General features: G+C 34.1%; 24 protein-coding genes and 1 tRNA gene. 16 read left to right on the top strand and 9 right to left on the bottom strand.

Annotation, left to right across the window (positions count from 1 at the left end; translation table 11 throughout):
* Nucleotides 1-6 precede the first annotated feature (6 nt).
* Complete coding sequence (locus H9L01_RS03765; RefSeq protein WP_187534688.1) at nucleotides 7-1986, top strand: hypothetical protein; 1980 nt, start codon at nucleotides 7-9, stop codon at nucleotides 1984-1986.
* A complete protein-coding gene (locus tag H9L01_RS03770; protein ID WP_187534689.1) occupies nucleotides 1983-2603 on the top strand; it encodes an ATP-binding cassette domain-containing protein in 621 nt (206 codons plus the stop codon). Before H9L01_RS03765 ends, H9L01_RS03770 begins: the two co-directional genes overlap by 4 nt.
* 36 nt (nucleotides 2604-2639) lie before the next feature.
* On the opposite strand, the gene H9L01_RS03775 is transcribed toward H9L01_RS03770, so the two are convergent.
* Together H9L01_RS03775 and H9L01_RS03780 are read right to left on the bottom strand one after the other, a co-directional pair.
* Nucleotides 2640-3212 (bottom strand): Imm64 family immunity protein, encoded by a 573-nt coding sequence (locus tag H9L01_RS03775; RefSeq protein ID WP_187534690.1) that lies wholly within the window; start codon nucleotides 3210-3212, stop codon nucleotides 2640-2642.
* A gap of 37 nt (nucleotides 3213-3249) precedes the next feature.
* The gene (locus H9L01_RS03780; RefSeq protein ID WP_187534691.1) at nucleotides 3250-4665 is read right to left on the bottom strand and encodes a pyridoxal phosphate-dependent decarboxylase family protein; all 1416 of its coding nucleotides are present in this window, start codon (nucleotides 4663-4665) and stop codon (nucleotides 3250-3252) included.
* 101 nt (nucleotides 4666-4766) lie between these two features.
* Here H9L01_RS03780 and H9L01_RS03785 point away from each other — a divergent pair, with 101 nt between their 5' ends.
* Genes H9L01_RS03785 through H9L01_RS03800 form a run of 4 tightly spaced genes read left to right on the top strand, consistent with a single transcriptional unit; the run spans nucleotide 4767 to nucleotide 9464 of the window.
* Nucleotides 4767-5645, top strand: a complete 879-nt coding sequence (locus H9L01_RS03785; protein ID WP_187534692.1) for a LysR family transcriptional regulator — start codon at nucleotides 4767-4769, stop codon at nucleotides 5643-5645.
* 46 nt (nucleotides 5646-5691) lie between these two features.
* On the top strand, nucleotides 5692-7851 hold the full coding sequence (locus tag H9L01_RS03790) for a peptidase domain-containing ABC transporter (RefSeq protein ID WP_187534693.1): 2160 nt from the start codon (nucleotides 5692-5694) through the stop codon (nucleotides 7849-7851).
* 9 nt (nucleotides 7852-7860) lie between these two features.
* Nucleotides 7861-8328, top strand: coding sequence for a hypothetical protein (locus H9L01_RS03795; protein ID WP_187534694.1), 468 nt, complete (start codon nucleotides 7861-7863; stop codon nucleotides 8326-8328).
* Between the two features lie 41 nt (nucleotides 8329-8369).
* Nucleotides 8370-9464, top strand: coding sequence for a beta-barrel domain-containing protein (locus tag H9L01_RS03800; protein ID WP_187534695.1), 1095 nt, complete (start codon nucleotides 8370-8372; stop codon nucleotides 9462-9464).
* A gap of 33 nt (nucleotides 9465-9497) precedes the next feature.
* Here the strand turns inward: H9L01_RS03800 and H9L01_RS03805 are convergent, their stop codons facing one another.
* From H9L01_RS03805 to H9L01_RS03825, 5 genes are all read right to left on the bottom strand, one after another.
* A complete protein-coding gene (locus H9L01_RS03805) occupies nucleotides 9498-10250 on the bottom strand; it encodes an ABC transporter permease (protein ID WP_187534696.1) in 753 nt (250 codons plus the stop codon).
* Entirely contained in the window at nucleotides 10250-11107 is an 858-nt protein-coding gene (locus tag H9L01_RS03810; protein ID WP_187534697.1) for an ATP-binding cassette domain-containing protein, read from the bottom strand. Before H9L01_RS03810 ends, H9L01_RS03805 begins: the two co-directional genes overlap by 1 nt.
* Nucleotides 11108-11109: 2 nt before the next feature.
* Nucleotides 11110-12672 carry a sensor histidine kinase gene (locus H9L01_RS03815; protein ID WP_187534698.1) on the bottom strand — a complete coding sequence of 521 codons (1563 nt, stop codon included), beginning with the start codon at nucleotides 12670-12672 and terminating at the stop codon, nucleotides 11110-11112.
* A complete protein-coding gene (locus H9L01_RS03820; RefSeq protein WP_187534699.1) occupies nucleotides 12659-13309 on the bottom strand; it encodes a response regulator transcription factor in 651 nt (216 codons plus the stop codon). Before H9L01_RS03820 ends, H9L01_RS03815 begins: the two co-directional genes overlap by 14 nt.
* 246 nt (nucleotides 13310-13555) lie before the next feature.
* Entirely contained in the window at nucleotides 13556-13708 is a 153-nt protein-coding gene (locus H9L01_RS03825; RefSeq protein WP_187534700.1) for a hypothetical protein, read from the bottom strand.
* Between the two features lie 249 nt (nucleotides 13709-13957).
* Between H9L01_RS03825 and H9L01_RS03830 the strand changes: the two genes are divergently transcribed.
* A complete protein-coding gene (locus tag H9L01_RS03830; protein WP_187534701.1) occupies nucleotides 13958-14179 on the top strand; it encodes a hypothetical protein in 222 nt (73 codons plus the stop codon).
* Nucleotides 14180-14666: 487 nt separating this feature from the next.
* Here H9L01_RS03830 and H9L01_RS03835 read toward each other — a convergent pair.
* A tRNA-His gene (locus H9L01_RS03835) sits at nucleotides 14667-14743 on the bottom strand.
* Between the two features lie 103 nt (nucleotides 14744-14846).
* Between H9L01_RS03835 and H9L01_RS03840 the strand changes: the two genes are divergently transcribed.
* From H9L01_RS03840 to H9L01_RS03855, 4 genes are read left to right on the top strand one after another with little or no spacing between them, the layout of a single operon-like run.
* On the top strand, nucleotides 14847-15689 hold the full coding sequence (locus H9L01_RS03840; protein ID WP_246449161.1) for a DegV family protein: 843 nt from the start codon (nucleotides 14847-14849) through the stop codon (nucleotides 15687-15689).
* A 56-nt stretch (nucleotides 15690-15745) separates the two neighbouring features.
* A complete protein-coding gene (locus tag H9L01_RS03845; protein ID WP_187534703.1) occupies nucleotides 15746-16117 on the top strand; it encodes a GntR family transcriptional regulator in 372 nt (123 codons plus the stop codon).
* Nucleotides 16110-16811: an ABC transporter ATP-binding protein gene (locus tag H9L01_RS03850; protein WP_187534704.1), complete on the top strand. Its 702-nt coding sequence runs from the start codon at nucleotides 16110-16112 to the stop codon at nucleotides 16809-16811. The genes H9L01_RS03845 and H9L01_RS03850 overlap by 8 nt, the downstream gene beginning before the upstream one ends.
* Nucleotides 16805-17623 (top strand): hypothetical protein, encoded by an 819-nt coding sequence (locus tag H9L01_RS03855; RefSeq protein ID WP_187534705.1) that lies wholly within the window; start codon nucleotides 16805-16807, stop codon nucleotides 17621-17623. Before H9L01_RS03850 ends, H9L01_RS03855 begins: the two co-directional genes overlap by 7 nt.
* A gap of 54 nt (nucleotides 17624-17677) precedes the next feature.
* On the opposite strand, the gene yfcE is transcribed toward H9L01_RS03855, so the two are convergent.
* Nucleotides 17678-18214, bottom strand: a complete 537-nt coding sequence (gene yfcE / locus H9L01_RS03860; RefSeq protein ID WP_187534706.1) for a phosphodiesterase — start codon at nucleotides 18212-18214, stop codon at nucleotides 17678-17680.
* 125 nt (nucleotides 18215-18339) lie between these two features.
* Between yfcE and H9L01_RS03865 the strand changes: the two genes are divergently transcribed.
* The 5 genes from H9L01_RS03865 to H9L01_RS03885 all read left to right on the top strand — a co-directional run bounded on the left by H9L01_RS03865 (nucleotide 18340) and on the right by H9L01_RS03885 (nucleotide 22949).
* Nucleotides 18340-19020, top strand: a complete 681-nt coding sequence (locus tag H9L01_RS03865; RefSeq protein WP_187534707.1) for a hypothetical protein — start codon at nucleotides 18340-18342, stop codon at nucleotides 19018-19020.
* The gene (locus H9L01_RS03870) at nucleotides 18998-20980 is read left to right on the top strand and encodes an LCP family protein (RefSeq protein ID WP_187534708.1); all 1983 of its coding nucleotides are present in this window, start codon (nucleotides 18998-19000) and stop codon (nucleotides 20978-20980) included. The genes H9L01_RS03865 and H9L01_RS03870 overlap by 23 nt, the downstream gene beginning before the upstream one ends.
* A gap of 66 nt (nucleotides 20981-21046) precedes the next feature.
* Nucleotides 21047-21931, top strand: a complete 885-nt coding sequence (locus tag H9L01_RS03875; protein ID WP_187534709.1) for a diacylglycerol/lipid kinase family protein — start codon at nucleotides 21047-21049, stop codon at nucleotides 21929-21931.
* 47 nt (nucleotides 21932-21978) lie between these two features.
* Nucleotides 21979-22287, top strand: a complete 309-nt coding sequence (gene trxA, locus H9L01_RS03880) for a thioredoxin (protein WP_187534710.1) — start codon at nucleotides 21979-21981, stop codon at nucleotides 22285-22287.
* A 128-nt stretch (nucleotides 22288-22415) separates the two neighbouring features.
* Nucleotides 22416-22949 (top strand): helix-turn-helix domain-containing protein, encoded by a 534-nt coding sequence (locus H9L01_RS03885; RefSeq protein WP_187534711.1) that lies wholly within the window; start codon nucleotides 22416-22418, stop codon nucleotides 22947-22949.
* The last annotated feature ends 5 nt before the right edge of the window (nucleotides 22950-22954 follow it).

The raw sequence follows: 22954 nt of genomic DNA on the forward strand, positions 1-22954 counted from the left end.
GATAATATGAAAAAAATAATAATAGCATGTTTATCATTGTTTCTTGTGAGTAATCTTTACACAATTGTTCAATATTCTCAGATGAAAGAACATCGTAACTTTTTTTTCTTATCAGAGAGTGTATCCCCATATCGCGATAGTTTTGTTGTTAGTGAGGATTTGACAGAGAATATGGTTCAAGAAATTATTAAACAAGCAGAGCACTATAGTGTTGATTTGTTTCAAGTGGTTTATGATGAAGAGCACGGTAAGATTGACCAATACATTTATACTCAAAATCAAGAAACATTAGACAAACTACCAATTGAACCACATCTAACTCCAGATGATTTCTTGAATATAACAGAACCAATTAATAAATTTAGTAATCAATTTAAGCTTGATATTAATATAATTGGAAATCATCTATCCATTTTACCGTGGTCAGAAACAAGTACAGACCATATTGGCTTTGCTACTATTGTGACAGGATCTAGTGAGCAAGATCTCGCATTGTTTTTTGAAAATATGCCGGTTTCATATGTGAAGTCTCAAAATCATGAGAGTCTCACTATGTCACCTTTGTTTCAATTCATAACAACATTACAATTTTTCACCGAGCCGTCAGCATTAATTCTGATGATCGTAGTGTTAATATCAATGATGTTTTATACTTTGAAAAATCACAGAAAATATATGATTCAAAAATTAAACGGTCTATCAGTCCGCATGATATATCACAACACTTTAAAAGAAGTAATCCCATTAACAATTGCTTGTTATGTTTTGGTGATGTCAGCGGGATATATGGTCCTCACACAATCGGTTCACCTATTCAACAGGAGTTATATTACCATTAACATTTACTCGTTAATTTGGATTTTATTAATCGAAAGTTTATGGCTTTTTGTTTGCGTACAGATTTACGCAAGAGAAACCTATATCTGTAGAGAACGGAATATGAAAAAACGATTAGTCTTAATATTAATACCTATTGTGATTCTAAAATCTTTCGCAATATTGTTTCTTTATGACAAAATTGAAGTATATAGATTCAGCAACGAAATGCTAGGAAACGTAGAAGAAGCAGAAAAGTATTACAAACAAAATCCAGTGGAAATATTTCAAATTACTCCTGTTGGAAATATGTCGTCTATGGTTCTGTTTGATAACTCAAATATACTTTATCAAGAGTTGAATAATGATGGAATCGTAGTTATGGCAAATATGCATGATGAAAATTATCCAATTATCGAGGTTAATGAAAAATTTCTCAAAATGAATGGCATATCAACCCTTGGCGAAGAGAATTACTTTCTTGCTTCAGAGTCGATGTATGAAGAATTTAGAAGAGTTCTCGATACATCACCAGTATATTGTAATAGTCAAGAACATAATTGTGAGAAAGCAGATCTGGTGAATTTAGGGGAATTAAAGTTATCAAATTTGTTTATTGTTCCAGAGCAAATAATTCATTCTAACGTAGAACAAAATTATGTTTTGCATGTAAGGAATGATTTTATGAATTACCAAGATTTTCAAATCATTAATGTAGACGAAGATCATGAACGAAGAGAATTAACAAGGGATGGAGATATTAGCAAAAATCATTACAAATTTGAAACCAGAGCGTACGTCAATGAGAAAGAAAAAAACGAAACTAAAAGTTATCGAAGAATAAAACTAACCGAAGTATTACTAGCGACACTCATGAATATAACAATCATAGTGGTTGCGATGCTTATTACTATCCCTATGGTTGCGAGAAAAATAGCAGTTCAAGGTTTATCTGGCGTTTCTTCTTGGAAACAGATAAAACGCATCCTGTTAGGAATTCTAAGTACTTCATGTTTAACAATTGCACTAACTCACTTGCTGCGTAAAGGAAGTATTGAAACAGTTCTCTCTATGTTTATAATTCCTTTATTAGAAATCCTGATTCATGTCGCAGTTGTGTATACGTTAGATTTAAATATCACTAAAATTATTAAAAGGAGCAAATCATGATTAAATTAGAAAATGTAGATGTTCAATATGAAAGTCTTGATGTGTTGAGAAATTTTAATTTGGAAATTAACGAAGGCCAGATGATTGCGTTATGTGGTCGATCTGGGAGTGGAAAAACAACGATTCTTAATTTAATTAGTGGATTTTTGAAACCGAAAACAGGAACTGTTCTTGTGAACGATAAAAATGTATCAACGCTCAATAAAAAAGAACATCGGAAATTTCTTAAAAATGAGATTAGTTATCTTGTGCAGGATTTTGCATTGTTAGAAGATGAAACAATTTATGAGAATCTTGAATTTGTATTTGATGGTTCCAGAAAAGATAAAAGAGACATTGTTCAGAAAACGTTAGAGAAAGTAAATATTTATAAGGATGTTGACACTTTGGTATACACTCTTTCAGGTGGAGAACAGCAACGTATAGCATTGGCGAGAATCATGCTTAAGAAGAGTGACACAATCTTGGCGGACGAACCAACAGGCAATGTGGATGTTGAAAATGCTTCAATGATTCTCGGTTATCTTAGTGACTTAGCAAAAGCAGGTAAGACAGTAGTGGTGGTAACACATGATACCAATTTTATTGAAATGTATGATGCGGTAATTTATATATAAAAAAAACAGATTGAAGATAATTCAATCTGTTTTGCATTAGTGATTCGTATTTCTCAAAGTAAATCCATCTAAATACCATGGTGCTTGAACAATTTCACGTTCATGCATTTTTAGTATTGCGTAAGGATTATGAGCAATTTCAATCAAGCGACTCTTAGTATAGAGATACTGAGCTTCTTGATCACAGAAGATATAACTGTAGTCGACGGCCTCATCAATACTTTGAATCAACGACTTAATTAGTGATGTTGCTTTTTCTAATGACTCCCGTGAATTATCACGAATGAGTGAAGCTTGATCAATCTCAAAGTGAACTAAGAAGTCTTTTTCTTCATTAGATAGTTGAAGCCTGGTTTCTAAATTATAGTCCCCCATCTCTAAGTTAATATCTGCATAAGATGTCTTATAGGCTAATTTTTCAACAATTAAATTCATGTCGTCAGTTGACTGCACAGGTTCTTCCACCCAATCATCATAATCGCCTTTTTTAGGATGTGTAACAGTAAATGAAGTACTGTATACTTCAATAAGATCAATAATTTTCTCTATTTGTGCTACCGTATCTTCGGATGGTTCAAGCACAATGCCAAGTCCGATATAGGATTCCATAAATGATTCCTCCTCAATCGGTAACATCATACCATTATTAAGCTAATTTCGCATAATGAATTGCTAATTCATTTAATCTTGAGATAGTATTATTAATATCCTCATGAGTAGTATTAGGATTGATAGTACACATTCTTAATACAGTTTTTCCTTTAAGTTGAGTTGTAAATACTCCAGCATAACCTGAATCAACGATTTCATTCGCAACTTGTTTATTTATTTTGTTCAATGCTTCGGCGTTAAAGTTTGAATTAGCATATCGGAAGTTCAAAATTGAAAATTGCGGATTTGAAACAATTTCCCAGTCTTCATGATTTAGAACTTCTTTTTCTGTATAAAGAGCAAGTTCATGACCACCATCAATCATTCTTTCGAATTGATCGAGCCCAATTACTTGCAGTGACAACCAAAGTTTAAGAGCTCTTGTAGGGCGTGTTAACTCGATGCCTAATGAACCAAAATCATCCATGGTAGAACCACCAATATCATCAAGATATTCTGGATTAGCACTGAAGCTGTTCAGGAGGCTTGATTTATTCTTTACTAAGACCATTGCACAACTGTATGTTTGGAAGAGTAATTTATGTGCATCCCAACTTACGCTGTCTGCATTCTCAATTCCATTAAGTTGATGACGGTGTTTGTTGGAAAGAAGGAATGATGCACCATATGCGCCATCTACATGAAGCCAAACATTATGTTTTGTTGCTAAATCAGAAATAGCCTGGATATTATCCACACTACCGGTGTTCGTAGTTCCTGCACTTGCAATGATTATACCTGGGATCAATCCTTTTTCTAAATCTGAAATAATAGATTGCTGTAGTGCATCAACATCTATTTGAAAGAGTTCGTTCGATGTAATTTTTCTAATTTGGTTGTGAGTAAATCCTGCAATCAAGAGACCTTTTTCAACTGAGTGGTGTGTTTGATCTGAAATATATGCAACACCAAGATGTCTTTTGTCTTCAGGGATTGTATGATCCCGTCCAGCAACGATTCCTGTAAGGTTTGCCATGGAACCACCAGAGACAAAAATCCCGCCTGATGCTTCTGAATACCCGATTTTACTTCCTAGCCAGCGAATCATATTTGATTCAATAGTACTTGCTGCCGAGGCGTTAATCCAATTACTTCCGTGTAGGTTATAAGCTGAAGTCATCATGTCACCTAAAAAAGATAGTTTCGTTGGGACACCGGGTACAAAACCAAATGAACGCGGATGATTTCCTATTAAAGAATATTTATATACTTCTGATTGAAGTTGTTGATACACTTCATCAAGGGGTCTTCCTTCGTTAGGGATTTCAGATTCTAGTAATTCCTGAATAAGTGTATCAGGTGCTTGACTCCAAACAGGAACATCTCTCAAGTTATCTGTAAATTCAAAGTGATTGTCTATAAATTCATCACAAATGCGTTTGATTGTTTTGTTTAATTCGTAATCGCTCATTAAATCGCCCTCCATATTCGCATATCAATATAACATAGGATATAATATAAATATATTTAAACATATTTATAAGATGTATTAAAATTTTTTATGGAGGGACTATGGAAATAAGACATTTTAAAACCTTTATTCGTGTTGTGGAGAAACAAAGCTTTAGTAAAGCTGCGGAGTCTCTCGGTTACACTCAAGCTGCGGTCACAATTCAGATTAAACAAATGGAAGACGAGCTCAATATGAAGTTATTTGATCGGATCAATAATCAAATTTATCTTACTGATAATGGAGAAGCTTATATACACTACGCCAATGCAGTAATCCGTACTTTTGATGAAGCAGTAAACTTCAAATCTGAGATGAGTTATCACTCAACAATTAGAGTGGGAACGGTTGGCTCATTGGCTACGGCACAATTTCCAGAAATCATTAAGCAGTTTCACCAAATACATCCTCACGTTGAAATTAAACTCGTAGTAAGTAAGACACCAAACTTAATAGATATGTTGAACCGGAATGAAATCGATTTGGTATATACTTTAGATCACATGGTTTATGGACAAGAGTTAACGCGAGTGCTGGAAAAGAAAGAAAAAATAGTCTTTGTCTCAAATGATGAATCATTAACACCTCATAATAACTATTCTCTTAAAGAGCTATCCCGTATTCCTTTTCTCTTAACTGAAAAAGGGGAAGCTTATCGTTTTGATTTGGAAAGATATCTTGCGGAACAGCATCTTATTTTAACAAGTGTTTTGGAGGTAGGAAATATCGATGTCATTATTAATGTGCTGCTTAAGGGAATGGGAATTGCCTTACTACCGTATTTCTCAGTAAATAATCTTATTGAAGAAGGGAAACTTTTTGAAGTTGACTGTAAGATTCCAACCATTATCATGTATTCCCAATTATTCCATCATGAAAAAAAATATATAACACAACCTCTAGCATCGCTTACAAATCTTATTGATAAAATTAATAAATAGATAGGATAAATTTAATATGCCGCCACTTAATAGTGGAGGCATTTTTATGTTTACAAGATATGACAATGTATTACAGCATGATCAAAGCGATTGTGCGGCAGCATGTGTGGGTACGATTCTTAAATACTATAAGAAAGAACAGACTCTCATGAATATTCGCTTGAGAATTGGCACAGATCAAGTAGGAACAAGCGTTAAGGGTATTGTAGATGGTTTAAAATCTTATGGTTTCAATGTTAAACCTGTTCGAATGGGTTTATCAGATTTGAGTGGAGAGTTAAGTTATCCATTTATTGCTCATATTCGAAATAAGGAAGGATATGATCACTTTGTTGTTGTTCATCGATATAAAAAAGGTAAGTTGGTTATCGCAGACCCAGGGAAATCAAAAGTATATAAAGAATCTTTAGCTGAATTTGAAAAGTATTTTACAGGAGTATGCATTTTTATGGCCCCTACGAATGAATTTGAAAATACACAGAGGAGTAACATCAGTATGATGTCTCTGTATCAATCTATCGTACTACCCCACAAGAGAATGTTTGCAACTATAATTCTTTCATCATTTGTCTTATCCATATTTGGTATCGTATCAAGTTTATTTTCTAAAGTAATTATGGATGAAATTATTCCGTATCAAATGAAACGACAATTGTATTTATACTTAATTATCTTCGTGGTGATTACAATATTTCAAAATATACTTTCTGCGATGAGGCAGTATGTATCTTTATATTTATCAAGGAACATTGATTTTCCACTTTTAATGGGTTACTACGATCATGTGATGAAGTTACCTTATAATTTTTTCGGTATGAGATCTGTTGGCGATATTTTGACCCGATTTCAAGATGCAACAACAATTAAGGATATATTTACTTCAATTACTATTAATCTCATTATGGACATTATTCTAGCAATTGTATCTACAGTAGTACTCATTAAGATTAACGCGAGGTTGTTTTTAGTTCTGTTAGTAATGATGATTCTTAATCTAATTCTTATTATCACATTTAAAGGTATCTATAAAAGAAATAATATACTGCAAATGGAAAGAAATTCAGAGTTAAATTCACATCTCATAGAATCGATTCAAAATATAGAAACTGTGAAAGCATGTAGTTACGAAAAAAAATCTATACAGAAGTTAGAATCAAAGTTCATTAATGTAATAAACATTGGTTTCAAACAAGGGAAAGTTGAACTGTTCCAAGGATTGATTTCAAATGGTATTTCGAATATTGGAAATATAGTGTTTCTGGGATTAGGAGCAATTAGTATTATCGATGGAGCTATGACATTAGGAGATCTCATGGTGTTTCAGACCCTGAGTCAGTACTTTATCGAGCCAGTTCAAAGTCTGATCACATTACAGATGAGTTTTCAGGAAGCGGACATTTCAATTCAAAGATTGAAAGAACTAATGGATATAAAACCGGAACTCGAAGAAATAGGCAATGCCGAGAAACTGGAACTGAATAATTTTATTAACATCAATGATGTGACTTTTTCTTATGGTTCCAGAAGACCTATCCTTAAAGGACTAAATATGAGAATGGATAAAGGGAAGAAAACCGCAATTGTTGGCCCAAGTGGATCTGGGAAAACGACAATAGCCAAACTGTTGTTGAAAATGATGAATATCGACGAAGGTGATATCGAATGGGACTTCGAATCAGTGTTTGATATAAATACAATTAGCATACGGAAATCAATAGCTTATGTGCCCCAAAACGTTCAACTATTCTCATCATCAATTTATGATAATCTCACAATGAACAATACTGAAATTAGTTATGAACAAGTGAAATCAGTATCGAAAATTACGGGTGTACATGAGTTTGTCTCTAAATTGTCATATCGATATGAAACAAAAATAGAGGAAGGAGGAATGAACCTATCGGGTGGAGAAAAACAAAAAATTGCATTAACACGCGCATTACTTAATAATCCTTCGTTATACATTCTTGATGAAGTTACGTCGAATCTAGATATATATAGTGAGGCGAAGATACTGGAAATAATATTTAACACATTAAAAGATAAGACGATGCTGATAATTGCACACCGTCTATCAACCATCCAAAGATGTGATGTCATCTATTTTTTGAATGATGGCAAGGTAGTGGAGTTTGGAAGTTATCAAGAGTTAATGAATAAAAAAGGATTCTTTTTTAAGATGGTAAAGACTCAAGAAATTCAGTAGGGGAGAAAAATGGAAAAAATTAAAATTAATGACAACATTGAATTAAAATTAAATAATGTTATTGCACATAAACTAAACGATATGATCGTAGATCAACTTGATTGGGAAATTCATAATTTCGAGAATAAAATAGCTCTTTTGGGGATAACTTGTATCAGTCCAATAATCGTGAAAAGTAGCGGAACTAAAATTAATGAGGTTGGGGAAATAAGAGTTGACTATGAAATTCTCGTTGAAATAGAGGGGACTAGCAATCTTCCTGATTATTTCAGCTACTATGGAGAGTACCATGTACCAAACTGTGTACAAGTAATCTTTGATGATTCACCAGAATATTTAGGTATGGCATCTCAAAAAATGAATGTATATTTTTATGAAATGAATTACGAAGATAATGGGGAACTTTTTACTATTATTTCAAACTATTCTGAGGAAAACTGCCGTGTGGAATATTTTAAGCCTATTGCTAAAGTATGAAGTTATATTCAATAGAAGAAACATCCGATAGTTATATGTTTATGAAAAAAGAACCTCACAAATATATTTTGGCTTTTCTTGTCATAATTGTATTGTTAATCATAAGCATCCTTATCGGAATGAACTACCTTCACAAACCTTATATTGTGAAAGCGGAGGGTAATGTCCGTTTAAATCAAAGCACGTATCTAACATCCTTAACCTACGGTTCAATAGAGTCCTTAAATAAGGCGGAAGGAGAATGGGTAGAAAAAGATGAAATCATTCTTACTGTAAGTGACGGTAAAGAAAATCTTCAAGTAAAGTATTTAGATGAACAAATAATTAACTTAGAAGAACAAAAAACTTATCTTACACGATATGTTGAAGGATTGAAGAAACAAACACTAACTGTTAAGGAAGAAGAGAATCTAGCATACTATGGAAAATTGAAATATTATTTGGATGCTGTTGAAGAAGAAAACAAGCAAAAATTGTCAGTAATTCAGAAAATTACTTCCTATAAAGAAAGAATACAATCAGAAGTAAACTCGGAAATGAGCGAAGAATATCAATCACAACTTGAACAATTAGAACTTCAGAGAGATTCCCAACCTCCATCACAGAATATTTATTATCAATTATCATCAGAGGCAGGCATTGAAACGAATAGAATACAACAAGAGATTCTAGAACTGAAAAAACAAATCGATATTGTTACAACACAGAACGATCTTTATGAAGTTAAGGCGCAGGAGAGTGGAAGAATTCATTACTTGGCTCCAGTGGAAATTGGTGTTCCTTTAGATCCGAATCAAGTGTTCGGGGAAATTCAGAATGATGGGGATATTGAAATAGAATCTTACATTCCATCTCATGATCGTCACAAGGTTTCCTTAGGAGATGAAGTGCGAATCATTGTTCACGGAAGCAATGCCATACAAAATGGTTCACTTGATGGAGAAATTCAAACCATCGATAATGGGGTGACAACAAGTAGTGATGGTAAAAACTCTTACTATGTTGCAAAGATTAATCCAACCACTAATAAAAAGAAAAACATCGAGTTACACCATGGTATCCCTGTCGAAGTTCAAGTTGTCTACAACAAGGAAACGTATCTTATGTGGATGTTAAACCTTCTGAAATTTACGTAAAAAAACGAAACCAATTCGGTTTCGTTTTCTATATTAGAAGGATGAACGAGCATTCTTTCTTAGCGCAATATAACAGACAATTCCACTGATGGATCCAAAGAATATAAATGACTGGAACATCGGTGCAAAGTTATATGATGTAAGGAACCATGCATCTTGGAAATCACTAACAATGAATGCGGTAGGAAACATTTTTGAAATCACTTGGATAAAACTTGGGAAATCAGAAATGTTCATACCCATCATCCCTGATAGAATCATCATTGAGAAATAAAGTGTCATGGTTATTCCGTAACAAACACTAAATTTCTTCGATAGAAGTGCAATACCATAAGATAATATAAATAGAATAATAGAAAGTAAGATTATGACAAGAGCGTACATTGTGCCAGCATAGAGAGTTGGCATGGGCAATCCTAGGTAAGGAATTGTAATGGCACAATATAATATAATTGCGAATAAGAGTACTATTGATTGAGCAATCATCTTAGCACGCATTTGCATCGACTCTGTAATCCCAAATAGTGACATACGGGAAATAACATTTTTCTCAAGCTCTTGTGAGAAGAGAGCGGAGAAACCTACGAACATAAGTGCGAGAGGAATCATCAGTAAATTAGTAATGAATATTCGAACCACTGCAGCATCATGAGCAATTTCGGGAACATTCTTTAGAATTGCAGGTTTCAAAATTAATGTCATAAGAATAGGGAAGAATAAACCGAAGAAAATAGCGAAGAAATTACCCAGCATGTTTCTTAGTTCATAAGCAATTAACTTTTTCATTAGTTTGATCCTCCAATTGCATTAAGTGTTAGTATTTCAATATCGTTGTTACTTCGTCTGAAGTTGAGATTTTTTGCATTTAATTTTTTGATTATTTCCATTTCTTCATCTGAGTTGTTGCATGAGATGACGATTGAGTTATTTGGGGAACGAAGTTGCTTGTAAGAAGCAAAGTCGCCCTCAGTCTCAGGAGTAATGTCGCATCTAATAATGGAATGACCACAATATTTAGCGAATAGTTCATCATGGGTCCCAAAATCAATGAGTTCCCCTTTATCTAAAATGAGTAATTTATTCGTAAGTTGTGCGAGCTCTTCATAATAGTGAGTAACGAACATAATTGACGCATTTTTTCCATCATACCATTTAAGAATTTTTTGAATGAGTGCTTGGCGGGTTTCAAAATCGAGACCTGTTGTCACTTCATCAAAGAAGGTTAAAGGAGCATCTTGCATTAAAATCATAATAAGTGTGAAGCGTTGTTTTTGACCGCCGGATAGATTTTTATATTTCTTATCGAGATTAGGATTAAAATCGAAGAAATCAATTAACTCTTGCAGTTTTTTGTTGTCTTTTATATTGGTATTGAGAATCGCCTCAAGGATGTAACGAGTGTTCATGGTCTCTACATAATCGTTCGACTGCATATGAACTGCCATATCATTAGGATCAATATCTGTTTGAATCGATCCGTTATATGGAATCATTTTCAAACATGCTTTGATGAGTGTCGTTTTACCAGAACCGTTCGATCCGATAATTCCGATACGGTCTCCTTTTGATACTTGGATAGGTTGAGTAATATTAAGAGCACGAAACTCTTTATAGTGAACCTCGAGTTTATTAATGGTTAACATAATTAAATGTCCTTTCTAAATAGAAGTGTTGTTTTTACGCCATTACTGGTATTTTCAATTTTCCATTGCATACCTAGTAAGAGTACAAAGCTATCAACAATATAGAGTCCTAATCCAGAACCTGACTCATCCGAATGAACATTTCTGACAAATGGTTCAGCAATATGTTCAAGGATGGATTGAGGAATAAAAGCAGGAGAATTTTCAACAGTCAATGAATTTTCGCCGAGGATAATTTCAATTGAACCGTTTAGGTCTGTATATTTATATGCGTTAGTAAGCATGTTTTCAATGATAGAGGTAAGGATGAAGACATCTGTATATAATGAAACATCCTTGAGATTTGTTTGAACTGAAATACTTTTAATTTCTGTATGATTTTGTATTTGACCAACCATATTATTAATAAGCGGTCTAAGATCTAGTGTCTCATGTTTGATTTCAGAATTTAAATCATCAAAGACAAGAAGCATAGATTCTAACATCACTGTAATATGGTTTAACTCTTGTTTTACTTTAGGGAGGTATTGATCGGTATTGACCAGATTGCCAATTTTCGCAATCATACCTTCAACCATTAAGCTTGCACTGGAAAGTGGTGTTTTAAGTTGATGTGATATGTTCATCATCAAGAGTTTTTGACGTTCTTTTTCTAACTCTAATTGTGCATTCTTATCAGTAAGGGAGTGAATTGATTTCATGATTTCTTGATGCATTTGATTGAGAGCATCTTCTAAGATTTTAAATTCATCATCTTGATGGCTTTGTTTGAACACAATGTCTGTATCAGCATGTCGATTTGTTGCTTGAGAAGCCAGTGTTTCTATAGGTTTTGCAAGGAACTTACTAAAGTAATGTGCCGCAACTAATGTGAATAAAACTAGGAAAGCCAGAATCATTGGTGTACTAGCGAGAACAATAGGTGTGAGTTCATTTAGCTTTGGTGTCATAGCAGAAGCAAAGGTTAGATAAAATGAATCACTATCTTGATTGAAAGCCACATAGCTGGTGTAATCATTATTCGCATCTTTAACCTGAGAGCTAATGATGGTTGATCCATCTTCACTTTGTTTCGTACGAATAATGGGGTGCGGATCCATATCAAAAGAGTTGGTAAATGCACTATTAGTAAGCGTAAATAATCCATCCATATTCTGTGATTGGAAAATAGCTTCTATCTTACTAAAGTCTATGTCTTTAAAAGCACTTTCATTTTGATTAGTAATAGCATCATCAAGCGCAATTTTAAATGTATTCACAAATTCTACTAAGTCGGGATGATTTACTTCGATATCTGTTGAGATGAATGGTGTGCAAAGCTTAATTGAATCCCCTGATTTAGGAAGATTAATACTTGCTGCCATAAACGTATCCGTTTGTGTCGAAGCACAACCAATGTTCGCAACGTTGTTTGCCTGTATATCTGTGATACCTTTAAGTAGTCTTTCATTCTTAAAGTCTGCATATAACCCAGGCAACATTACAACGAAATAGCTGATAATTAATATCCCAGATAAGAATGTCGTAAGAGCTGTGTAAAGGAAAACTTTCTTAGATATTTTCATATTGATACCCTATTCCTATAATTGTTTTAATCAGTACCTTAGGTGACTTTTTCCGAATGTTTTTGATATGTGCGTCGATAACACGATCATTCACACTAAGATTGTCTGGATCTAAAATATCTAAGAGCTCAGATCGAGAAAAAACTTTCTTGGGAGATGAATACATTGCATTAAATATCAGAAACTCACTTACAGTAAAGTTTAATGATTGACCGTCGTAGTATACCTGGAAGCTTTCAGAAAGAACATTCAGGCCCTGTTGAGTAGTTCCAGTATTGCTTCGCCTTAGAATGGCTTCTACTCTTTTTAATAAGAGTGTTGGAGAGAAGGGTTTAATGATGTAATCATCTGCGAAACGGTCAAATGCATCTATCTGACTTGACTCACTTCCTAATGCAGTTAGCATGATAGTTTTAGTGTTAGGAGATGTCTGGGTTACTTTCTCTAAAACTTCGAGTCCAGAGTGATATGGAACTATGATATCTAATATCGCAAGATCATAAGTATTCTTTTGAAGATGAGATAAGGCTTCAAGACCATCATTGGCAATATCAATATCGTAGTTCAAAGTTTTTAAGTACTCGTGAGTTACTTCTTGTATTGCCTTTTCATCCTCAAGATAAAGTATTTTAACCATGTTGGACCTCCTAAGCACAGTATAGTTTACGGATGTGAAGACCGTATGAATTTTAAAAATAATTCAAACTACTGTGTCTGTCTCTATATTGATTTTATCGTAAAAATTAGTATTTTGGTTGATATACATAACAATGTTCTATAAATAAGGAAGAAATATAGTTCCTTACCAGTAATGATTACTCTATTAAAAATACCCAACATTATAAATTAAAGTTGGGTATGACTATTAATGTTTAAAAATATTTTATCGTGTTAGAAATGAAATGATAATTAGGATTACTAAAACAATAATGTAACGACAGATACGAGCAATATGAAGAACAAGAATGAATTCATTTTCTTCATGGCTGGATACCGTTCTTTGAGTTTTTGAAATGAAAAGGATAATTCGAAACATGATGAAATGAAACCTAAAACTTCTGAGATAAAATCCATAATAGCACTTCCGAGTCGACTAACTATATATCACAGTATACTTATATTATACCATGTGATCAAACTGAGGTAAGGGCTAACTTATAAGACTTTTTCAAATATAATATAAGTATAAAAAGCGAGAAATAATTGATAGTGGTTGAAATTGAAAATATGAAACTCATAATTATAGGGACGAAAATACTTAAATTAGAAGAAAGGAGGATTCAACATGAGTAGATTCAAAGCCGCGATATTGGTTTTTCTTAGTTTGTTTCAATTTGCGTTTGTGAATTTCATTATCGCGATATCACCTGGAGTAGGTGGATTAGTGGGAATGAATCTTATGGGGACACTGAATCAAAATAGAATTATCGTTCTCTATACATTTTCGTTTTTATTCGTAATTTACTCAATTATTCAACTGATTGTGAATTTTGGAAAAAAAGATTAATCTTATCTAAAAACGATTATCATCAACCAGTAACAAAAGGGAGGAGAAGTTAAAATGATTAAAAAAATTATTCTTACCCTGATTGCGATAATATATTTTTTTAGTAATTATTATGATTGGGGATTTATAAAATATATAATTGGAATAGTTTTTCTTGTGATATTGTGGCTTCCTTTAGAAACAAAAAAGTGAATAAAGATTAATGTTGAAATATGTAGTAAACTTTGATTGCATAAATGGCCGATTGATTTACATGTAATGATATAAGAGATTCAATCAAATAGAAATATTTAAATAAAATAACACCTTCTAATATGAGGTGTTATTTACTAGTGTTATTATCGATGAGAATTGGCATATAGTTCATTTAGGGATTACTAGAGTAGTGAGAAGGTTATTTTGATTGAAATTAAAAGTGGTGACTTTTTGGTTGCTTTATATTTATAAACACAAAAAAACCCTCTGTATAGAGGGTGTTATTTACATATGGGGCGATCGACGGGACTCGAACCCGCGCATGTCGGAGCCACAACCCGATGTGTTAACCTACTTCACCACGACCGCCATTTGCTTTGACATTATAGCTCATATAATTTGGTTTGTAAATAGTGTATATTAAAAATGATAAAATATGGTATAGTTACTATACAAATGGAGGACACTATTGATGAAAATAGCTGTAATTACAGACTCTTCAGCGGGAATTTCAAAAGAAGAAGCTTTAGAAAATGGAATTCTTGTAGCGAGAATGCCCCTGACCATAAATGGAAAAGAATATATGGAAGAAGAGGGCATCTCAAGAGAGCACCTCATTCGTTCAATGCGAGAAGGTGCTACTGTCGGAACGGCACAGCCACCGATGGGCCAATTAATTCAACTCTTTGAGAAAACACTTGAAACATATGATCATATTATATTTCTACCAATATCGAGTAAACTAAGTGGAACGTATCTTACGGCTTGTGGAATAGCACGTGATTACGAAAATCGTATTACTGTTATTGATTCCCAATTTGTTAGTGCTCCACTTTATCTCTTAAGTTTGGAAGTGAAGAAAATGGCAGAACATGGACTCGAACCTGATGCTATTAAGGAGATAGTAGAGCGTGATTCATTCATGTATGCTCCTCTAATTCCAGAAGACATTCAATATTTAAAAAGAGGTGGCCGTATTAAACCGGCTGCTGCAGCAATTGCGAACCTTTTGAAGATTGTTCCTGTACTTAAGGTAGCAGATGGAGAAATCGATTTAGCGGAGAAAGTTCGTACTTTTAAGAAGGCAGTTAAAGTTGGTGTAGATCTCGCAATATCGGATCGCAATCCTGAAGATTATACGTGGATTGTTCTGTCAGGTGATTGTGATGAAAAAATCTACTCCCATGTCATTAAAGAAGTTGAGAAACGTACTGGAGAAACGGTTGTCCAAAGAAATTTATATCCGATTGTATTGGCGCATACGGGTCCAGGTAGTATTTCAATTTGTGCATTCAAAAAAATCAAATATGAATAGAAAAAAATGTTTAAACGTGTTATTGTATTAGTGTAGTATTACAAAGGAGGTTTCCAATGTCAATAAAAACCGGTTCGGTAGCTATTTATCGACAAATAATTGAATATTTTGAATATGAGATAGCCTCGGGACGATTAAAAGAAGGAGAACGTGTCGAATCTATTCGCACACTTGCTTCTAATTTTAAAGTTAACCCCAACACTGTACAAAAAGCATTAACTGAGTTAGAACGAGATGGTTTAATTGTTACGGATCGTACCAATGGTAAATTTGTGACAGATGATAAGAAGATTATTCATGATTTAAAACTTAAACTCGGAGAAACAATTTGCGTTGATTTTATTGAGGGTGTTGTAAGCTTAGGTCTTTCGAAAGATGAAGTGATTGAGAAAGTCTCACGTTTATGGGAGGAGAAAAATCATGGATAGAAACTATATTGAACTTAAAAGTCTGTATAAAAGATATGGTTCGTTTCCTGTAATTTCTGGTGTTGATTTGAAATTGCAAGGTGGACGCATCGTCGGGTTATGTGGGCCAAATGGTGCAGGTAAAACGACTTTAATTAAAATGATAATGGGGTTACTAAGAGATTACCAGGGAAGCATTCGTGTACTGGGTAACGATATTGGTGATAAATCGAAGTTGAGTATTTCTTACTTACCAGATGTTGAATATTTAGCACCAACAATGACAGGGCTAAAAGCAGCAAGTCTGTATTCAGATATTTATCCGGACTTTGATGTTCATACACTTGAAGATTTATTTATGAGAATGAATCTTGATGCAACAATGCCCGTTGCGAAAATGTCCAAAGGTATGAGAGAAAAATTTCAATTAGCTTTATGTCTATCTCGAAAAGCTGATATCTATATTTTTGATGAACCGATAGCGGGAGTTGACCCAGCATCGCGTGACTCGATTATTGATACGATAATTAATAACTACACAAAGGATTCATTGTTAATTATTTCGACACATCTAATTGCTGATATCGAGTCAGTACTTGATGAAGTTGTATTCATTAAAGATGGACGTATTTTACTTCATGAAAATTGCGATGACTTACGTGAAGCACGTGGAGCATCGATTAATGAAATCTTCAAGGAGGAGTTCAAATGGTAATCAAACTTACAAAACAAGAAATTATTGAGACAACGAAAGCATTTATTCCTGTCGCAATTATGACAGTTGTTGGTGGATTAATCACACTTCTTATTGGGACACGTCTTCGATATATGTTTGATGCAGGAAGTTCAGGATATAATGCAGGAATTTGGGAATTAATTTTTCCACTAGGATTTTTGGCAATCTTTGTTCTTTTAATCGCTTCCGGAGTTTTGATGTTTATGATGGTTATTCGAATTTTATACCAAAGTATTTATAAACAGAATTCGTACCGATTCTTTACATATCCTGTTACATCAAGACAATTATTCTTTTCTAAGATACTTACAACCCTATTCTGGTCTGTTGTAAGCTATGCAATGATTTTGGGAGTATTCCTTATCGCAATTACACTCTCTGTTGGTGACTTATCTCTAATTTCTGGTTTCTTCGGATCAATGGGAGAAGCATTTGCCTACCTACTTGGAGGGAAAAATGTCCTCGGTCATGTTCTCGTAGCACTTCAAGGACTTATTACTAACTTACGTTACATTGTATTTATTCTCTTTGCAGGAAGCATCGCAAACTCGTCATATATTCGTAAGAATCGTGCGTTTATGACATTCCTTATTTATATGGGCCTTGTGATTGTGACTTCGATTCTCTATGGTATCGTTGGTGTTGAAGGAATTACATTCACATCAACAGGAGATCTTTCAATCTCCAATGTGAGCCTCTCAATCCAATTATTAAGTGACTTAATCATGATAGTGATTGCATCATTTGGTACAATTTGGTTCTGGGATCACAAACTTGAAGTCTTAAACTAAAAAAACTGTAGTGCTGAAGATTATTGGTCTTCTAACACTACAGTTTTTATTTGTTTATAAAGAAGTAGTTCTGTATACTTTATGTTCTAGTGTATATGTGGTCAATGTTCCATTTGAATAATAACCATATGTACATGGGTGGTTTTCTTTAGGAAGTGCAATAGACCCAGGGTTATAGATTGTCGTATTATCAATTTTCACTTCAATGGGAACATGCGTATGTCCGGTTATAAAGGCATCGGCGCCGGTCTTTGGTCCATCAGTTAGTGGATCCATGAGATGGCCATGTGAAATGTAAAGTATTTTTCCATTAGCATCAACGATAGAATAATCTTGAAGCATTGGGAAATCAAGTAACATTTGATCGACTTCAGCGTCGCAGTTACCGCGAACAGCAACAATGGGTATTTGAATGTTATTCAGTATCTTTGCAACTTCAGCAGGATTGTAGTCCTCCAATATTGGATTACGGGGACCGTGATACATGAGATCACCTACAAGAATAACCATATCAAAAGGATAGGGCGTTTCTAAGACACTATTGAGTTGTCGATGGCTCCCATGAATATCTGATATAATAAGAATGTTCATGAAAAATTCCTCCTCTATCTCTATTATAATAAAAATGTGAGAATAGGGGAAATTAAAGATGTAACTTGACATAAAAGGTTGAGAACTTTATGTTTAAGTAGGCTAGTTAAAGGTGGTACTAATAAATGAAAGATAAACATAAACAAAGTCGAGCGCTTATGGGGTTTATTCTTGTTCTGTCATTAATTACAGTTTCAGTAGGTAGTTACTATATTGTGAAAGCAAATAATAACCGTTCTGGAATTGAAAAAATTGGACACGTTCAAGATAAAAATAACTTTTATACACTCCGTAACAATGCGACAGAATATCAAAAAGAACTTTATGCACAATTAACTGAGGAACTATCGAAACCCATCAAGGACGATGAAAAAATCTCGGAATTAGTTGCGAAAAGTTTTGTAGCAGATTACTTCACATGGTCTAACAAGCTTAGAAATAATGATGTGGGTGGTATTCAATACATAATGAAAGATTACCAAAAATCTGTATATGACTATGCGACAGACACAATGTACAATGATGCATACTATTACATTCAAAAAGGCAAAGTTTCTGAAACGCTTGAAGTAACAAAGATTAATAGTACAACGTCAAAAGATACATTTGAGTTGATATCTAAAGATAAGAAGGAACCTAACGAAAAAATCGAAGGGTACCGTGTGACCCTAGACTGGGAATACAAGCCTTCTACAGTTGTTGAGACAAGTAAATATCAAAATAAAGCATCTATCATGGTTGTGAAAGACACTGACGGAATGTTTTCAATAATGGAGGTAACCAATGGCAAAGAAGGACAACAATAAGAAATCGTTTATAAGTTCTCCAACAGTTGGAGCCATCATTACTCTCCTTGCCAATATTCTTATCTTAGGAGTCATTGTTGTACTTGGACGTTATATGAGTATCGCAAATGAATATTTTGTTATTGGAATTGGTGGTGCAATTGTTGCGGCATTAATTATTAATATTTTCTTCTTATTAGGATATGCGAAGCGTATTCGTTTTTTCAGGAATATGCTCGTTATTTTTGGAGTGATTATCATCCTCTTTACATCTGTCGCTGCATACTATAGCTACAGTGCTGATGCATCGATTGATCAGTTGATTAATAAAACTGGTGTCGAAGATGTAGAACTTGTGCTTCTTGCATTTAATGAAGAAGATACACAAAAGAATATGGATAACAAATCAGTAGGATATGTTGTTAACTCTGACAAAGTGGAAGAAACCATTAAGAATAATATGACACGATATTCTAGAACTGTCGTTTATAAAGAATATCAAAATTATGGTGAACTGCTTACTGCTGTGAGTGATAAAGAAGTTCAATATGCTGTGGTACCTCGTAACTACACAAGACTAAATGAAGTTGCGCAACTTGAGGTGAATCCATTAGATAAAGCAGAAGAACTCTTCATTTTTAATACGAAGATTGAATCTTCAGTTGGTAGCAAGGATGTTCTTAAAGAACCCTTTACGCTATTAATTACAGGACTCAATGATGGGTTATCCGACTCCATTATTCTGGCATCATTTAACCCTCAAACATTGAAAGCGACGATGACGAGTGTTTCTCGTGACTCATATGTTCCGATTCAATGTTACCCGAACAAATCATTTGATAAGATTAACCATTCTCGTGGCGTAAGCCGTCAGTGTCTCATCGATACTGTTGAATCATTCTTGGATGAAAAAGTGGATTACTATTTTGAAACAGACTTTTATGCACTTGTTAAAATTGTAGACGCTTTAGGTGGACTTGAGATTACATCACCGATTACCTTTGCGGGATCACTTCCTATCGAAGGTACTGTAGGTACAAATGAGAAAAACATGGAAGGTATTACAGTTCCAGAAGGAACCAATGTTCTTGATGGTAAGCAAGTAATCACCTTTGCACGTGAACGTCATCATTTTGCGAATGGTGATTTCCAACGTCAATTAAATCAACAATATGTTATTAAGGAACTTGCAAACAAAATTATCTCGACACGTGATCCAAACACATTACTGAATGTATTGAATGCGGCCAAAGATAATATGGAAACAAGTTTACCTAAGGAATCTATGGTTGATCTTCTAGGATTTGCTATCAGTAATATTGATCAATCTCCTGTCGATCCAATGTCAACATTCAGAATTACGCAAACTCAGATTGCAGGAACGACACCTTTAATTAAAGGTGCAAGTGTGGTCCTTCCTTACAAGAAGGATGTTGAACTTACTCGTAAAGTAATTGATGAGAATATGTTGACTGAACCGGTGCTGCATAATGACTATGAATTTAGCTTCAATGCAAATAAACCATACACAACCAATTTTATTGATGCTGATTCAGCAGGTGGTGCGGGTGCATCCTTCTATAACTATGATCAACCAGGAAATAGTAAGACAAATACACGTACTGTAAAAGAGACAGATTCTGATTCGAAAGATAGTAAGAAAACAAATAATCAGAATACACAAGATAACAAAACAGCAAACAATAACAACAACAACAACAATAGCAACAACAATAACTCAAACAATACAAATACTGAGAAACCAAAAGAAACAACTCTCAAAGCACCTGATTTTGCAACGATGTCTAAAGACGATATCAGGGCTTGGGGAACCAAACACAATGTGAAGATAAATTTTGAGGTCTATGAAACATCTGAACCACAGTTTAATGACGGACAATATTTTGGACAGTATCCGGAACCAAATATGAATGTGGATGGATCGATATCTGTGAAATATGTTAAAAAGAAATCTCAGTAAAAAAGTTAAGCAGTTGTAATCAAAGGCATGAACCCTCATAATGTATAGGTAGAATGAGGTCGTTGTATGAAACATATATTTATTATTAATCCCACCTCAGGGATTGGAAAATATAAAAATGTCGAAAAATGGTTGCATCAAAATTTTTCATCGAGAGATGATGATTTTGAGATACACTATACAGATTATCCTGGACATGCAAAACTCATAGCTTCTCGCTATGGAAAAAATCATATTCTTTACTCAGTGGGTGGTGATGGTACTGCCCACGAAGTTTTGAATGGTATGAATTTGGATTCTGAACTTGCAATCATCCCGGTAGGTACGGGTAATGATTTTTACCGTATGTTACCAGAGAGTGACGCCACAATTGAAGAAATACTTGAAAATACAATTAACGGAGAAACACGTCATGTGGACATTGGAGAGGCGAACGGTCATCGTTTCTTGAACTGTTTGAACTTCGGAGTTGACTCCGAAGTCAACAAATCAGTAAATGCAGTGAGACACCCTATGTTTCCGAGAAAAATTATTTATTTGCATTTCGCAATTGTGAAACTCCTTCAAAAGAAACCAATTAATGTTACGGTTGAATTTGATGGCAACAGAATTCGAAAAAAAGTATTATTAACTTCAATAATGAATGGTAAATGGTATGGTGGTGGCTTTAAGTCGGCACCGGAAGCTTCTATAGATGATGGCTATCTCGATATGTGCATTGTGGAAGATATTCCTCTAAGAAAAATTCCGCGTTTAATGCCGAAATATTATAAAGGAACCCATTTGGATTTAGATCCCATTACATTCAAGAAGATTAAGAAAGTTCGAATTACTGCAGATCAAGAATTTGCACTTGGACTTGATGGAGAAGTACTTGAAACATCGCAGGTTGATGTGAGGGTTTTAGAGCATGCTTTAAAGCTTAGAACCCCGGTTGAGCATTCGGAATAGATTTTTATAAAGTTGTGATATAATCTAGGTGATTAGGAGGTAACGATATGAATAAAGTAACTAAAGCTGATTTTAATGAAACAACAAAAGATGGAATTGTTCTTGTGGATTTCTACGCTGATTGGTGTGGTCCATGTAAGATGATTAGTCCAATTCTTGCAGAACTATCAGAAACACTTGATGGTAAAGCTAAGATTGTTAAGGTAGATGTTGATGCTGAAGGAGAACTTGCACAACGTTTCGACGTAATGTCAATTCCAACTCTTGTACTTTTTAAAGATGGAAAACCAGTAGATCGTAAAACGGGTTTTATGCCAAAGCCTGAACTTGAAAAATTTATATTATCTGCAGAATAATTAAGAGCCAACAAAAATGTTGGCTTTTTTTTTCAAATGTGTTGCTTTTGAATGAGTCTTATGTATAATAAACATGTGTTTAAGCTTACTAATATATTTGTTTAGTAATACTAAACAAGGAGGCTCGCATGGAAATTGGAAAAAAACTCAAAACGATGAGAGTTAAAAATGGACTTACTTTAGAAGAGTTGGCCAGTCGTTGTGAGCTTACTAAAGGGTTCCTATCACAGATTGAAAATGATCTTACATCACCTTCAATTGCTACACTGGTAGATATTGTTGAGGCGTTAGGAACGAACATGTCAACGTTCTTTAAAGAAGAAACAGACGAACAACTTGTATTTACGGAAGAGGATTTCTTTGTTGATGAGCAGGATGACTCAGTAATTCACTGGATTGTTCCTAATGCTCAGAAAAATGAAATGGAACCGATTCTGTTAGAACTTAATCCTGGAGGTAAATCGAATGAGATCTTACCTCATGAAGGAGAAGAATTTGGTTATGTACTGCAAGGTAAAATTATTCTTCAATATGGGGATGAGGAAATTCCTGTAAAAAAGGGAGAAACATTTTATATCAAAGGGAATCAATCCCATGTCTTAGTTAACGGAAGTCAACAGAAGGCAAGAGTCATTTGGGTTTGTACCCCACCAATATTTTAGGAGGA

The organism is Erysipelothrix inopinata, from assembly GCF_014396165.1.
Lineage (GTDB): Bacteria > Bacillota_I > Bacilli_A > Erysipelotrichales > Erysipelotrichaceae > Erysipelothrix > Erysipelothrix inopinata.